General features: G+C 72.3%; 12 protein-coding genes and 1 pseudogene. All 13 read right to left on the bottom strand.

Going from position 1 to position 14,111, the window contains the following annotated elements:
- Nucleotides 1-231: 231 nt before the first annotated feature.
- The 13 genes and pseudogenes from rplL to ACLE50_RS03175 all read right to left on the bottom strand — a co-directional run bounded on the left by rplL (nt 232) and on the right by ACLE50_RS03175 (nt 14,027).
- Nucleotides 232-627: a 50S ribosomal protein L7/L12 gene (gene rplL / locus ACLE50_RS03235; protein WP_410941823.1), complete on the bottom strand. Its 396-nt coding sequence runs from the start codon at nt 625-627 to the stop codon at nt 232-234.
- 45 nt (nt 628-672) lie between these two features.
- Nucleotides 673-1,239, bottom strand: a complete 567-nt coding sequence (gene rplJ / locus ACLE50_RS03230; RefSeq protein ID WP_410941822.1) for a 50S ribosomal protein L10 — start codon at nt 1,237-1,239, stop codon at nt 673-675.
- Between the two features lie 318 nt (nt 1,240-1,557).
- The gene (locus ACLE50_RS03225) at nt 1,558-2,436 is read right to left on the bottom strand and encodes a hypothetical protein (RefSeq protein ID WP_410941821.1); all 879 of its coding nucleotides are present in this window, start codon (nt 2,434-2,436) and stop codon (nt 1,558-1,560) included.
- A 56-nt stretch (nt 2,437-2,492) separates the two neighbouring features.
- Entirely contained in the window at nt 2,493-3,071 is a 579-nt protein-coding gene (locus ACLE50_RS03220; RefSeq protein ID WP_410941820.1) for a hypothetical protein, read from the bottom strand.
- Between the two features lie 172 nt (nt 3,072-3,243).
- Nucleotides 3,244-4,518 carry an MCE family protein gene (locus ACLE50_RS03215; protein WP_410941819.1) on the bottom strand — a complete coding sequence of 425 codons (1,275 nt, stop codon included), beginning with the start codon at nt 4,516-4,518 and terminating at the stop codon, nt 3,244-3,246.
- Nucleotides 4,515-5,870, bottom strand: a complete 1,356-nt coding sequence (locus tag ACLE50_RS03210; protein ID WP_410941818.1) for an MCE family protein — start codon at nt 5,868-5,870, stop codon at nt 4,515-4,517. The genes ACLE50_RS03215 and ACLE50_RS03210 overlap by 4 nt, the downstream gene beginning before the upstream one ends.
- Entirely contained in the window at nt 5,867-7,450 is a 1,584-nt protein-coding gene (locus tag ACLE50_RS03205) for an MCE family protein (protein WP_410941817.1), read from the bottom strand. The genes ACLE50_RS03210 and ACLE50_RS03205 overlap by 4 nt, the downstream gene beginning before the upstream one ends.
- Entirely contained in the window at nt 7,450-8,418 is a 969-nt protein-coding gene (locus tag ACLE50_RS03200; protein ID WP_410941816.1) for an MCE family protein, read from the bottom strand. The genes ACLE50_RS03205 and ACLE50_RS03200 overlap by 1 nt, the downstream gene beginning before the upstream one ends.
- Nucleotides 8,419-8,732: 314 nt before the next feature.
- Nucleotides 8,733-9,728 (bottom strand): annotated as a pseudogene (locus ACLE50_RS03195) (MCE family protein); the annotation flags it as partial.
- Nucleotides 9,725-11,212 (bottom strand): MCE family protein, encoded by a 1,488-nt coding sequence (locus tag ACLE50_RS03190; RefSeq protein ID WP_410941815.1) that lies wholly within the window; start codon nt 11,210-11,212, stop codon nt 9,725-9,727. The gene ACLE50_RS03190 and the pseudogene ACLE50_RS03195, both read right to left, overlap by 4 nt.
- Nucleotides 11,209-12,048 carry an MlaE family ABC transporter permease gene (locus tag ACLE50_RS03185; protein ID WP_410941814.1) on the bottom strand — a complete coding sequence of 280 codons (840 nt, stop codon included), beginning with the start codon at nt 12,046-12,048 and terminating at the stop codon, nt 11,209-11,211. Before ACLE50_RS03185 ends, ACLE50_RS03190 begins: the two co-directional genes overlap by 4 nt.
- Nucleotides 12,049-12,051: 3 nt before the next feature.
- Complete coding sequence (locus ACLE50_RS03180) at nt 12,052-12,825, bottom strand: MlaE family ABC transporter permease (RefSeq protein WP_410941813.1); 774 nt, start codon at nt 12,823-12,825, stop codon at nt 12,052-12,054.
- Entirely contained in the window at nt 12,822-14,027 is a 1,206-nt protein-coding gene (locus tag ACLE50_RS03175; RefSeq protein ID WP_410941812.1) for an ABC transporter ATP-binding protein, read from the bottom strand. Before ACLE50_RS03175 ends, ACLE50_RS03180 begins: the two co-directional genes overlap by 4 nt.
- Nucleotides 14,028-14,111 lie beyond the last annotated feature (84 nt).

The following is a 14,111-nucleotide window of genomic DNA, read 5'->3' as shown; positions in this document are numbered from 1 at the left end:
AAGTCCCCACGCATCGACGAACGGTCTGTCTTCCGGGACGACCGGTCGGAATCGGCCGTCTCGGCCCCGGCCGGTGCCGGCGGGCACCGCAGGCCCGTTCCGCGCACCGCCGTCGCACCTGCCCGGCTACCGGGCCCGCCCGATGCGACGCCCGGAACGGACGTGCCCCGGACACGCAGAAGGGGCGGGACCCGGATCGGGTCCCGCCCCTTCGAGCAGTCGGTGCTCAGATCACTTGAGGGTGATCTTCGCGCCGGCCTCCTCGAGCTTCGCCTTGGCGGCCTCGGCGGCCTCCTTCGGCGCACCCTCGAGCAGCGGCTTCGGCGCACCCTCGACGAGGTCCTTGGCCTCCTTCAGGCCCAGGCCCGAGACGACCTCACGGACGACCTTGATGACCTGGATCTTCTTGTCACCGGCGGACTCGAGGACGACGTCGAACTCGTCCTTCTCCTCCTCGGCGGCCGGGGCCTCGCCGCCCGCGGCCGGGGCACCGGCGGCCGCGACGGCGACCGGGGCGGTGGCGGTGACCTCGAAGGTCTCCTCGAACTTCTTCACGAAGTCCGAGAGCTCGATGAGGGTGAGCTCCTTGAAGGCGTCGAGCAGCTCGTCGGTGGACAGCTTCGCCATGGTGGCGGTCCTTTCTAACGAAAGACGTTCAGGTGGGGGTGGTGATCAGCTCTCGGCGGAGTCGCCGTCGGCTGCAGGCTCGGCGGTCTCGCCGCTCTCGCCCTTCTTGTCGGCGAGCGCCTGCGCGAGGCGCGCGACCTGGGAGGCCGGCTGGTTGAACAGCGTGGCGGCCTTGGTCAGGTTCGCCTTCATCGCGCCGGCCAGCTTGGCCAGCAGCACCTCGCGGGACTCGAGGTCCGCGAGCTGCTCCACCTCGGAGCCGGACAGGGCGCGCCCGTCCATGTACCCGCCCTTGATGGTGAGGCCGGGGTTCTCCTTGGCGAACTTCTTGATCGCCTTCGCCGCATCGACCGGCTCGCCGGCGATGAAGGTGATGGCGGTCGGGCCGGCGAGCAGGTCGTCGATCCCCTGCACCCCGGCATCCGCAGCGGCGCGCTTGACCAGGGTGTTCTTCGCGACGCGGAAGCTCGCGTCGGTCTGGCCCAGGTCCCGGCGCAGCTGGGTCAGCTTGGCCACGCTCAGCCCGCGGTACTCGGTGACGACCGACGCGGACGACGCGCGGAACCGGTCGGCGATCTCGTCGACCGCCGCGACCTTGTCGGGACGTGCCATCGCTGCCCTCCTCTCGGGTGTGTGCTCGCGGCGCGCCCTGGAGGGTGCGCCGTCTGATGCGCCACCGCGTCGGGCCCGGAAACGACGAACGCCCCGTGCGCAGCAGCACGGGGCGTGAAGAGGGCGGGCGCTCGCGGGCGCCCGGCCGGGCCTCGTCCTCCTGCGCGGGCCGCCCGGAGGGTTTCCGGACCTTCGACGCCCGGCCGGAGCCGGGACGCAGACCTGCGGTCTTCGGTGGATCGCGACCCACGATACGCCCGTGGCCCGCACCCCTTCCCGGCGGGGGTGCGGGCCACGTCGCGGGACGGGGGCCCCGGGTCAGGCCGGGGTCATGCTCGCGATCTTCCAGGCGCCGTCGACGTGGTCGGCCTCGACCCGCAGCCGGGCCGCGGCCGAGCCCTGCTGCGGGGCGCCGCCGTCGGCCTGGCGGCGGATGACCTGGTTGACGAACACGTAGACGGTGGCGTGGTCGCCGTCGACGTCGGCCACCGCGGACTTCGGGATCGTCGCGGTGACGACGGCCTTCTGCTGCGGGGCCAGCTTCCGGACGCTGCCGAAGATCCGCTCGAACTCCGGGGCGAACGCCGGGGTGATCACCGCGCGGGCGTCGCCCTCGGCCTGGTCCAGCCGGGCGTAGTCGAACGAGTAGACCTTGGTGACGGCGTCACCGATCTGCTGGTTCACCTCGGAGGTGGTGCCGACGTCGGTGAGCGCGGTGTTGGCGGCCGCCCCGGAGAACTCGGCGCGGTACCAGGACACGGCGAAGAACACCGCGGCCGCGGCGAGCAGCACGGTGACCACCGCGAGGGCCGCGACGCCGGTACGGGACGTCGGGCCGGTGAGCCCGCCGAGGCCCCGGCGGGAACGGGTGCCGTCGGCGTCGTGCTCGCCGGCCTCCCCGTCCGTGCCGTCGGCCGCGTCGGCGGAGCCGGAAGCGGACTCGGAAGCGGCGTCGGCAGCGGCGGGCTCGTCGTCGCCGGTGCTGCCGGAGCGGACCGGGGCGGCCGCGACGGCGCCGTAGGACCGGTCGCTGCCGGTGGCCTCGTGCTCGGAGCCGGAACGCTCGTCGACGGCGACGCCGCCCTGCTCGGAGGCGGTGGTCTCGGCGGTCTCGTCGTCGGCGCGGCCGGTGCGGGGACGTCCGGCGACCTGGGGCCTGCGGATCCCGCCGGTGGGCTTGCGGCGCGGAGTGGACATCAGGGGTGACCTCCTGGAGGGAACGGCCGGGTGGTGGGGACCGGGGCGGTGCCCGGTCAGCCCCCCGCGCCGGGGGTCAGGAGCGGCTCGAGGGCGTCGACCTTCCAGCCCTCGTCGGTCCGGGTCATCCCGGCCTCGATGCGCTGGCGGGTGACGGCCGGCTGCCGGCCCTCGGGGGTGACGGTCACGTCCACGCCGAGCAGCACCCGTGCGGTGCCTGCCCGCGGGTCGACCTCGGTGACCGCGGCGTCGGTGACGGTCGCGGCCGTCGTGCGCTTCTGCTGGGTGACCAGCTGCGCGTAGGAGTCGCGGTTCTTCACGAACTCGTCGCGCACGGACCCCGACGAGCTCTGGATCCACAGGTCCAGGCCCTTCTGGGCGTCGTGGTAGTCGAGGGTGTTCAGGTTGATGACGGCCTGGCGTGCGTCGCGCAGGGCCTCGTCGCGGGCGTCGGCGACCTGCACCGCGTCACTGTTCGCGGCGATCAGCCAGAGCACGCCGAACACGATCGCGGCGAGCGCCGCGACGGCGGCGGCGATCGGCAGCAGACGGGCGAGGCGGGTCGGGCCGGCGGGCGCGGGGTCCGTGGCGGCGTCCTGCGGGCCGCCCGGCCGCTCGTCGAGGGTGACGTTCATGGGGAGCGTTCCTCCTCCCGGCTGCGGGGGCACAGCCGCTCGGTGGCTGCGGCGCCCGCAGCCCGGGTCCGGCCGCCGCGCCCGGAGGGGCGCCGGCGGTCGTCGTGCCGGCCGCACCGGGAGCACGGCCGTCGTGCCGGGCGTGGCCCCGGTGGGGACCACGCCCTCGGGCTCACCCGCCCATCAGGATCTGGGAGGCGTCCCCGACCAGGGCCGGGTAGCTCACCCGCTGGTTGCCGCCGCTCGGTGCCTCACCGGCGCCGGGGGTGTTCCCGTCGTCGGAGCCCGCAGCGGGCGGCGGAGCCGGCGTGTCACCCGCGTCCGCGGGCGGCATCGGGGTCGCCGCCTTCGGCACATTCTGCATCCCGCGCACGTCACCGGGGTCGCCGGGGGGATTGGCGCAGTAGGCATCGCTGTTGGCCCGCGTCTCGGTGACGTCGCTGCCCGGCCGGTTGACGGTGCCCTCGTAGCCGCGGCTGCAGACCGGCGGGTCGGCGACGTTGACCACGAGACCGAGGTGCGCGGTGCCGTCGCCGGGGACGACCTTGGGCGCGACCGCCACCAGGCCAGGGTAGGTGACCAGGATCTGGCGCAGCCCGGCCTGGCGGGGCTCGAGCAGCTCGGTGGTGCTGCGCAGGTTCGCGATCGACTCCCCCAGCCCGGGACCGGACTCGCGGATCAGGGCGCTGAGCTGGTCACCGGCCTTGGGGCCGTCGTCGATGATCCGGCGCAGGTCCGGGTCGGAGCGCTCCAGCTGCTCGCTCAGCAGCTTCAGCCCGCGGCTGAAGTCCTTGAACTGCGGCGCGACGTCGTTCTGGGTGGTCAGGACCGGGCGGGCGTCGGCGAGCAGCGCGGTGGTCTGCGGCAGCGCGGCGGTCGCGGTCCGGGTGAACTGGCCACCGGTGTCGAGCAGCTGCTGCAGCGGCTGCGCGGTGCCCTCGAAGCTCTGCCCGAGCTCGCTGACCACGGTGCGCAGGTTGTCCAGCGGCACCGTGCTGACGAGCTGGTCGAGGTTGGTCAGCAGGCTCTCGATCGGCACCGGGACCGTCGTGCGCTCCCGTGGGACGACCGCGCCTGCCTCCAGCGGGGGCGCGGTGCCGGTCTCCGGTCGCAGGTCGACGTACTGCTCGCCGATCGGCGACAGGTTCCCGACGACCGCGCGGGCGTCGGAGGGGATCTCCGGCGCGTCGTTGTTGATGTCGAGCTCGACGTCGACGCCGTCGGCGGTCAGCGTCAGCGGGCCGACCCGCCCGACGCTCACCCCGCGGTAGGCCACGTCCGCCCCGGTGAAGATTCCGCCGGAGTCGGCCAGCTGCATCGTCACCGGGTAGGTGGTGGCACCGAAGAGCCGGTCCAGCCCGGCGTAGCGGAAGCCCGCGTAGCCGACGCCGATCAGGGAGACCAGGAGCAGCCCGACGAGCTGGATCTTGGTCGTACGGGTGATCACGAGCCACCTCCGAACAGGCCGCCGAGCAGGCCGGGCCCGGGCTCCGGGGTCTCGCTCGGAGCCGGGGTCGCGCTCCGGGACGGGGCCGGCGCAGCCGGGGCCGGGGCCGCCGGAGCCGGAGTCGCGCGGCGCTGTGCCGGGGCGGGAGCGGGAGCCGCCGGCGCGGGCGCCGACGGGGTCTCGGGCCCGAGCAGCGGCAGCGGCGGGGCGTTGGGCAGGACCGGCTTGCGGCCGGTCTGTCCCCCGCCCGCCAGCAGCGGCGCGAGCAGCTGCCCGGTCGGCGGGAGCGAGCCGAACTGCTTGATGTCGATCGGGAGCCCGAGCTGGTTGCTGCGCAGGATGTTGTCGAGCACGCTGCGCAGGTCCAGGTCGAGCTTGATGTAGAGGTTCGCGTAGTCACCGGCGACGGCGTCGGTGGCCGTGTCGGTGAACGGGATCGTCAGCAGCAGCTGCAGCGAGTTCGGCAGGTTCTGGCCCGAGTCCGCGAGCTGGCGCAGCACCGGGCGCAGCGAGTTGAGGTCGGCGAGCAGGTCGTCGCGGGACCGGTTGACCACGTTCGTCGCCACCCCGGAGAGACGGTCGAGCGAGCGCAGCATCCCGACGAGCTGGGTGCGCTGGGCCTCCAGCTCGCGCAGGCCAGGGCTCAGGTCGTTCAGCGCGGTCCGGATCTGCGGGCGGCGCGCGTCCAGGGTCGCCGACAGCCGGTTGAGGCCGTCGAGCGCCCGGTTGATGTCGTCCTTGGAGTCGTCCAGCGAGCCGACGAGCGTGTTCAGGTTGCCCAGCAGGTCCTTGACCTGGGGCTCGCGCCCGGACAGCGCCTTGTTCAGCTCCGTGGAGATCGTCCGGATCTGCGCGACGCCGCCGCCGTTGAGCAGCATCGAGAGCGCACCGAGGACCTCCTCGACCTCCGCCGCCCGGCCGGAGCTCTGCAGCCCGATCCGGCCGGACTCGGCCAGCGACCCGACGGCGGGGGCGCCCTGGGGCGGGGAGATGTCGACGAACTTCTCGCCGAGCAGCGACGTGGTGCGCACCCGGGCGGTCGAGTTCGCCGGGAGCTTCACGTCCCGGTTCACCTGCACGGTGACCAGCGCGTTCCACGCCTTCGGCTCGACGGCGACGTCCTCGACGGTGCCGACCGGGACGTCACCGACGCGCACGATCGACTGCGGGACGAGGTCGACGACGTCCGGGAACTCGATCTGCACCTGGTACGGGTCGTCACCCAGGCTCGCACCACCGGGCAGTGGGACCCCGCGCAGGCCACCGTCGAAGCCGCCGCAGCCGCTCGCCGTCACCGCGACGGTCGCGGTGGCCGCGACGAGCGCGGCCAGCCTGGTCCAGCGGCCGGTCATGACCCACCTCCGAGAAGTCGGCCGAAGATGCCGCCGTCGTCCGGCCCGGGGCGCTCATCGGGCGTCGGGGTGGCCGACGGGGCGGTGCTGCGCGGTGTGGCCGGGGCCGACGGGCTCGCCGGAGCCGTCCGCGAGCGCGGTGCGGCCGGAGCCGGCGCCGGAGCAGGGGCCGGCCGGGCCGCGCCCGGAGCCGGCGGTGCCGCCGGCGCCTGCTCGCGGTCCGGTGCTCTCCGATCCGGAGCACTGCGGTCCGGTGCCGTGCGGTCCGGTGCCGTGCGGTCCGGTGCCGTGCGGTCCGGTGCCGGGGTGATGTCCGGCGACGGTGCCGCGGTGGCCTCCGGGTCGGTGTTGGTGCCCGGGACCCGCAGCTGCGATGCCGGGTCGGTCAGCGTCAGCGGCGCACCGGGGCGCAGGCTCGCCGGGACCGGGCTCTGCAGCGGGTTGCCCGAGGCGAGCCCGCGGGCCACGTCGCTCGGCGACGGCAGCGGGACCGCCCCGCTCAGCACCGGCGCCAGGCCCTGGCAGATCGGGCCGAGCGCCGCGTCGGTGTCGGGCAGCGGGCCCGACGGCGGACGGCTCTGCAGGAGCTGGCAGATCGCCAGGATCGGCGGGTAGGACAGCTCGTTGAGGTTCGCCCGGGTGTCGAGCGTCTCCGACGAGCCGTTGTAGATGTTGACCAGGTTGTTCAGCGCGGCGGGCGCGGTGTCGGCCACCTCGGCCAGCGCCTTCTGGTGGTCGACGATCTCCTGGCTGACGCCGGCGAGCTTGTCGACGTTCGAGCGCAGCGTCGCGCGGTTGTCCTGGACGAACCGGGCCACGTCGCCGAGGGCGTAGGACAGCTGGTTCAGCGCCCCGCCCAGCTCGCCGCGCTGGCTCGCGAGGAAGCCGGTGACGTCGGCGAGCTTGCCGTTGAGCTCGCGCACCCCGGAGTCGTTCTCGCGCAGCGTGGACACGAACTTCTGCAGCTCGGTCACGGTGCCGAACAGGTCGCCGCTGGAGCCGTTGAGGGTGGTGGCGAGGCCACCGAGGTTGCGGATGGTGTCGTTGAGCGCGCGGCCGTTGCCCTGCAGGTTCTGCGCGCCGACGTTCAGCAGGTCGTTGACCGCACCGTTCTTGTTCGCGCCCTGCGGCCCGAGGGCCTTGGACAGCTCGGTGGCGGTGCGGGTCAGGTCGTCGACGCCGAGTGGCACCGCGGTGCGCTCGACCGGGATCGGGGCGCCATCGTACTCCGGTCCCCCGGTCCAGGTCGGCGTCAGCTGCACGTAGCGGCCGGTGACCAGGCTCGGGGAGACGACGGCGGCACGCAGGTCGGCGGGGAGCTTCGCGTCGTCGTCGGTGACGGTCATGTCGACCCGCACCCGGTCGCCCTCCGGCGTGATCCGGTCGATCTTGCCGACCGGCACGCCGAGCATGCGGACGTCGTTGTCCGGGAACAGCGCCGCGGCGCTGGAGAAGTACGCGGTGACCGGGCGGCCCCCGGCCGAGGTGATCAGCCAGAAGCCGGTCGCGACCAGCACGGCGACGACGGCGACCAGGCTCCACATCTGGAGCTGGCGGCGGTCGTTGGCCCAGCTGCCCATCAGCAGTCACCCCCCAGCGGTGAGGTGGCCGGCGGGACGAGGCCACAGGCGTAGTTGTCGAACCAGCGGCCGCTGCCGAGTGCGTTGCCGAACACCCGGACGAACACCGCTTCCTTGTCGAGGATCTCGCCGAGGTTGTCGCGGTTGCGCTCGAGCACGGCGAGCACCTTGTCCAGCGTCTCCAGCGTCGGGCGCAGCTGGTCCTGGTTGTCCGCGACCAGGCCACGCAGCTGCACCGAGAGCTTCTGCACGCCGTCGAGCAGGTTGCTGATCGCCGCCTTGCGGCGCTGCAGCTCGCCGAGCAGCAGGTTGCCGTCGTTCACCAGCTTCACGACGTCGCCGCGGCGGTTGGCCAGGGTCGTCGACAGCTTGCGGGTGTTGGCCAGCAGCTGCTTGATCTGGGCGTCCCGGCTGGAGATCGTCGTCGACAGCCGGGAGAGCCCGTTGAGTGCGCCGCGGACCTCCGGGGCGGTGCCCCGGAAGGTGTCCGACAGCGTGGTCAGGCTGTTCGCCAGCTGGTCGGTGTTCAGGTCGTCGATCGTGCCGGACAGCCCGTTGAAGGCGTCGACGACGTCGAACGGGGACTTGGTGCGATCCCGCCCGATCGGCTCATCCGGGTCCTGGTCGGCGTCGCCGCGCGGGTCGAGCGCCAGGTACTTGGAGCCCAGCAGCGTGGCGATCTCGATCGAGGCCGTCGTGCGGTTGCCGATCCACGCGTCCTCGACGGTGAAGTCGACGCGCACGTGGTCGCCGTCGAGCTCGACGGACTTGACCCGGCCGGCGTCGACACCGGCCACGGTCACCTTGTTGTCCGCCTGCAGGCCCGCGGACTCCGGGAACTCCGCCGAGTAGGTCTTCGCCCCGGAGAACAGGGCCTCGTAGTTGAACGCGGCCAGGACGATCGCGAGGATCGTGACGATCCCCAGCGTCGCCACCAGGACCGGGCGCTTCTCACCCGCCTGTGCCATCAGTTGCCTCCCAGCGGCGCGGCGGGGTCGGCCCCCGGCGCGGTCGGGCCGGCCTGGCCCAGCGGGTCGAGCAGCCGGTCCACCGACTGCGAGGAGGGCTCCTGCATCTGCGGGTTCGACGCCGCCGGGTCGGTGCCCGGCTTCGCGGTCCGCGCGGCGCGGTTGTCGTGGTCGCCGTGGCCCCCGCCGTCGTGCCCGGAGCCCCCGCCACCGACACCGTCGACCGGGACGGTGTTGCCCGCGCCGATGCCGCTCGGGTCGGCGCTGCAGCGCGGCGCCGGGTTGCGGGTCAGGTTGCCCAGGCCGAGGTCGCCCAGCGACACCGGGTCCACCAGGCCGGAGATGCCGACCTGGCCGTCGAGACCGCAGACGTAGAAGTTGAACCAGCTGCCGTAGGAGCCGACCCGGGTGATCCGGTTCAGCTTGAACGGCGAGTACTGCAGGAACCGCTCGATCGCGGGGCGGCCCTGGTCGAGCTGGGTCGCGAGGTCCCCGAGGTTGCGGATGTCGTCGCGCAGCGGCGGGCGGGCGTCCTGCAGGAACGAGCCGGTGACCTGGGTCAGCGTCCCGATGGACTGCACCGCGTTGCCGATCGGCTCGCGGTCCTTGGCCAGGCCGGACACCAGCGCCTGCAGCGAGGAGATCAGCTCGTTGAGGCCCTGGTCGTTCTCGTTGACCGTGCCCAGCACCGAGTTGAGGTTGTCGATGACCTGCCCGATGACCTGGTCGCGGTTGGCGACGCTGTTGGTCAGCGACGACGTCGACGCGAGCAGGCTCTGCACCGTGCCGCCCTCGCCCTGCAGCGTCTGGATGATCTCCATCGACAGCTTGTTGATCTGGTCCGGGTCGAGTCCCTGGAACAGCGGCTGGAAGCCGTTGAACAACACCGTCAGGTTCAGCGCCGGACGCGTGCGCTCCAGCGGGATCTGCGCCCCGGCCGGCAGCGTCTCGCCGGTCGGGCCGGGGCCCTGGTCCAGCGCCAGGTAGCGCTGCCCGATGAGGTTCTTGTACTTGAGCGCGGCGTTGACCGACGCCGGCAGCGGGGTGGCCGCGTCGACGTCGAAGTCGACCTGCGCGACCCGCTTGTCGACGACCTCGATACCGGTCACCGAGCCGACCACGACACCGGCGATGCGGACGTCGTCGCCGACCAGCAGGCCCGTCGCGTCGGCGAAGCGGGCGCTGTAGCTCGTCGAGCCGCCGCTGCTGCGGGTGTTGGCGATCGTCATGCCGAGCAGGGTCGTCGTGAGTGCGACGACGACGCCGAGCACGAGGAACTTGACGAGCGCGCCGTAGGGCAGCCGCCTCATGTCAGCTTCACCTCCGTGCCGCGCAGGAGCGGGCCGACCATCGTGCTGCTCCAGGCCGGGACCGCCTGCGGGCTGCCGCCCTGCTGGACGGCGAGCAGCTCGGAGACCACCTGCTGCTCACCCGGCGAGTTCTGCACGCCCATGTCCACGCGGCCCGGCTCGCCCTTCTTCGCCCCGGGCGCGCTCTGGTGGAACGCGCTGGGCTGGATGCCGTTGCCGTTGAGTGCGGTGGTCAGCGGCGGGAGCACGCCCGCGCCGTTCTCCCCGCTCTGGTCGCGGATGTCGCCGAAGGAGTTGGTGCCGTCGTAGGTGCCGTAGCTGTCGACGCCGAAGTCCTCCGGGCGGCCCTGCGGCTGCCCGTCCGGCGCCGGGCCGGGCACGGAGCCGTCGCGGAACGGGCCGTCGGTCGGGTACTGGGTGCCCTGCGGGACCGGGATCGGGTAGCAGCGCGGGCCACGGTCGTCGCGGTAGCGCGGCTCGTCCTGGTTCGGCAGGTACTTGCCCTTGTTCGCGATGATCTCGAGGGTGATGTTGACGCCGACGTGGTCGGTACCCGGCTGGATCGCGTTGTTGATCTTCGGGATGAGATCGGTCAGCTGCCGGAACAGGCAGGGGAACTCCGGCGAGTACCGCTCGAGGGTCTTCAGCGTCGGCCTGCTCGACTTCGCCAGACCGATGATGTTGTCGCCGTTGGCGTCGAGGAAGGCGCGGGTGTCGTCGGAGGCGCCGGTGATCGACCGGTAGAGGTTCCGCAGACCCTCCCGCTTCTCGACCACGGTCCGGCTCGTGACGGCCAGGTGGTCGACCGCGTCGAGCAGGTCCGGGGCCGCCTCGTTCAGGTTGTCCGAGAACGTGGCCAGCTGGCGGATGTCCTCCTGCAGGTCCGGCACCGCAGGCTGCAGCCCCTTGGTCAGGGTGTTCAGCTCCTCCAGGGTGCGGCCGAGCTGGTCGCCGCGGCCGCGCAGCGCCGAGGACAGCGAGCCGAGGGTGGAGGCCAGGTCCTGCGGGCGGACCGCCTCCAGCACCGGCAGCAGGTCGTCGAGCACCCGCTCGACCTCCAGCGCCTCCCGGCTGCGGTCCTCGGGGATGACGTCACCCGCCTGCAGGTGCGAGGCCGCCTGCAGGGTCGGACCGGTCGAGCTCGGCGGCGGGACCAGCGACACGAACTTCTCGCCGAAGAGCGTCTTCGGGATCAGCTGGGCGGTCACGTTCTCCGGGATCTGCTCGGCCTTGTCCGGGTAGATCGACATGTCGATGCTGGTGCTGCTGCCGTCGGAACGGACGCCCTCGACCTCGCCGACGATCAGCCCGCGCACCTTGACGTCGGCGCGCTCCTGCATCTGAGTGCCGACGCGGGCGACGTTCAGCGTCACCGGGACACCGGCCTTGAACAGGCCGGCGTACTGCGCGACCGACAGCCCGAGGAGCGTGACGATCGCGAGGACGAACGCCAGCCCCTGGAGGACCTTCTTCCTGTTCCTCATCCGGCCACCCGCACCGAGGCCGACGTGCCGAACATGACCAGGGTGAGGAAGAAGTCCAGCACCGCGGTCGACACGATCGAGAGGCGGACCGCGCGGCCCACCGCGATACCGACGCCCGCCGGGCCGCCCTTGGCCGCGTAGCCGTAGTGGCAGTGGATCAGGATGATCACCGCGGCGAAGATGATCGCCTTGACGTAGGACAACAGGATGTCGCTGACCGGCAGGAACAGGTCGAAGTAGTGGTCGTAGGTACCACCGGGCAGCCCGTTGATCAGCGTGACGTTCAGCCGGGACGCGGCGAAGCTCGCCAGCAGGCCGATCGTGTAGATCGGGATGACCGCGATGATCCCGGCGACCACGCGGGTGGTCACCAGGTAGGGCACCGACGGCACCGCCATGACCTCCAGCGCGTCGATCTCCTCGGAGATCCGCATCGCGCCGAGCTGGGCGGTGAAGCCGGCGCCGAGCGTCGCCGTCAGTGCCGAGGCGGCGACCAGCGGCGCGATGTCGCGGGTGTTGAAGTAGGCGGTGATGAAGCCGGTCAGCGCCTCGACGCCCAGCGCGTCGAGGGCGCGGAAGCCCTGCAGGCCGACCAGCGAGCCGACGAACAGCGACAGCGACGCCATGACGCCCGCCGTGCCGAGGATGACGATCAGGGCCCCGGACCCGAAGGACACCTCGGCGAGCAGCCGGGCGACCTCCTTGCGGTAGCTCGTCAGCGTCTTCGGGATCCAGATGATCGACCGCGTGTAGAGCGACAGCTGGTCGCCGAGCTCCTCGAGCTGGTCCAGCGGTCCCTGGACGGCGCGTTTCGCGCGGGTGGAGAGGGTGCCCATGATCTAGAAGCCCTTCGGCGGGACGAGCTCGAGGTACAGCGCGGTCAGGACCAGGTTGATCAGGAAGACCAGGACGAAGGAGATGACGACGGACTGGTTGACCGCGTCGCCCACGCCCTTGGCGCCCGGCGGCGGGTTCAGCCCCCGGAACGCCGCGACCACCCCCGCGACCAGGCCGAACAGGAACGCCTTGACCTCGGACACGACGATGTCGGAGACCTGGGCGATGGCCGAGAAGCTGTTGATGTAGGCCCCGGGGGACCCGCCCTGGATGATCACGTTGAAGAAGTAGCCGCCGGAGACGCCGACGACGGTGGCCATGCCGTTGAGTACGACGGCCGTGATGCCCATGGCCAGCACCCGCGGGACGACGAGGCGCTGGATCGGCGAGATGCCGAGCACCTCCATCGCCGCGATCTCCTCACGGATCGTGCGGGCGCCGAGGTCCGCGCAGACCGCGGAGCCACCGGCCCCGGAGATCAGCAGCGCGGTGACGATCGGGGCGGCCTGCTGCACGATCGCGAGCACCGAGCCGGCACCGGTCTGGGACTGGGCTCCGAACTGGCGGGTCAGCTCACCGAGCAGCAACGCGATCGTCGCGCCGAACGGGATCGTGAACAGCGCCGTCGGCAGCGCGGAGACCTTGGTGACGAACCAGGTCTGCTCGATGAGCTCGCCGAGCTGGAACGGCCGCCTCATCGCCTGGCGGCCGATGTCGACCCAGAGCCCGAAGAACTTCCCGACCGGCGTCAGCGCCCGGACGACGGGGCTGCTCATCGGTCGTCTCCGCCGTCGGTGACCCGCGGGACGACGTCGGTGGGCCGGTCGTCGGTGGAGGGCCCGGCCGACGCTGCGGCCGCACCTCCGTCCGAGGCGGCCGCGGCACCTGCTCCGGCCCCGGCGGCGCCGCCGAACAGCTCGGTGGGCGAGTCGTCGCCGCGCGGCTCCTGCTGGGTGGTGCCGTCCTGCGCGGCGCCGATGTTCTCGGTCGGGCCGTCGCCGCCGGAACCGGCGTCGGCCTCGGCGTAGGACTCGCGGATCGCGCGCTGGGCGGGCTCGGGCAGCTCGTGCATCATCGCCATGACGCGCTCGCGGCGGCGGTGCACGGCCTGACGCTCCGGCATCCCGGTCGACGCCTCGAGCTGCGGCTTCATCGGGGGCAGGCCCTCGAGCTCGCCCGCCTCCTCCATCTCGCGGGCGGCCTGCGCGGCGTCCTTCTCCTCGGACATGCCGATCGGGCCCTCACGACGGCCGTTGAGGAACTGCGCGACGACCGGCTCGTCGTTGGTGAGCAGGACCTCGCGGGGGCCGAACATCGCCAGGTGCTTGCGGTAGAGCAGGCCCATGTTGTCCGGGACCGTCTGCGCCGAGTTGATGTCGTGCGTGACGATCAGGAACGTCGAGTCGGTCTGCGCGTTCAGGTCGATGATCAGCTGGTTCAGGTACGCCGTGCGCACCGGGTCGAGGCCGGAGTCCGGCTCGTCGAACAGCACGATCTGCGGGTCCAGCACCAGCGCGCGGGCCAGGCCGGCGCGCTTGCGCATACCGCCGGAGATCTCGCCGGGGAGCTTGGTCTCGGCCCCCATGAGGCCGACCATCTCCATCTTCTCCATCACGATGTCCTTGATGGCCGACTCGGTCTTCTTCGTGTGCTCGCGCAGCGGGAAGGCGATGTTGTCGAACAGCGTCATCGAGCCGAAGAGCGCGCCGTCCTGGAACAGCACGCCGAACAGCTTGCGGATCTCGTAGAGCTCGGACTCCGAGCAACGGACGAGGTCGACGCCGTTGATGACGATCGAGCCGCGCTCGGGCTTGAGCAGCCCGATCAGGCACTTCAGGAACACCGACTTGCCGGTACCCGACGGGCCCAGCAGGACCGACACCTCACCCGGCGGCAGGGTCAGCGTCACGTCCGACCAGATGTTGGCCCGGCCGAAGGACTTGGTCAGTCCCTCGACCTTCACCTCGACTCCGGTCACGTGCCGCCTCCTTGCGTCCGACCACAGAGATGCACGGGCGGCCCGGAATGCGGGGGAGCGTCGGTCGCCGCCGTGTGCTGCACG

Origin of the sequence: Pseudonocardia phyllosphaerae, assembly GCF_046546475.1 — a bacterium.
Taxonomy (GTDB): Bacteria; Actinomycetota; Actinomycetes; order Mycobacteriales; family Pseudonocardiaceae; genus Pseudonocardia; species Pseudonocardia phyllosphaerae.
This window is presented reverse-complemented; position numbering and strand designations above follow the sequence as displayed.

Coding starts and splice junctions, on each gene's coding strand:
- rplL (WP_410941823.1), bottom strand. CDS start 627: ATGGCGAAGCTGTCCACCGACGAGCTGCTCGACGCCTTCAAGGAGCTC.
- rplJ (WP_410941822.1), bottom strand. CDS start 1,239: ATGGCACGTCCCGACAAGGTCGCGGCGGTCGACGAGATCGCCGACCGG.
- ACLE50_RS03225 (WP_410941821.1), bottom strand. CDS start 2,436: ATGTCCACTCCGCGCCGCAAGCCCACCGGCGGGATCCGCAGGCCCCAG.
- ACLE50_RS03220 (WP_410941820.1), bottom strand. CDS start 3,071: ATGAACGTCACCCTCGACGAGCGGCCGGGCGGCCCGCAGGACGCCGCC.
- ACLE50_RS03210 (WP_410941818.1), bottom strand. CDS start 5,870: ATGACCGGCCGCTGGACCAGGCTGGCCGCGCTCGTCGCGGCCACCGCG.
- ACLE50_RS03205 (WP_410941817.1), bottom strand. CDS start 7,450: ATGGGCAGCTGGGCCAACGACCGCCGCCAGCTCCAGATGTGGAGCCTG.
- ACLE50_RS03200 (WP_410941816.1), bottom strand. CDS start 8,418: ATGGCACAGGCGGGTGAGAAGCGCCCGGTCCTGGTGGCGACGCTGGGG.
- ACLE50_RS03190 (WP_410941815.1), bottom strand. CDS start 11,212: ATGAGGAACAGGAAGAAGGTCCTCCAGGGGCTGGCGTTCGTCCTCGCG.
- ACLE50_RS03185 (WP_410941814.1), bottom strand. CDS start 12,048: ATGGGCACCCTCTCCACCCGCGCGAAACGCGCCGTCCAGGGACCGCTG.
- ACLE50_RS03180 (WP_410941813.1), bottom strand. CDS start 12,825: ATGAGCAGCCCCGTCGTCCGGGCGCTGACGCCGGTCGGGAAGTTCTTC.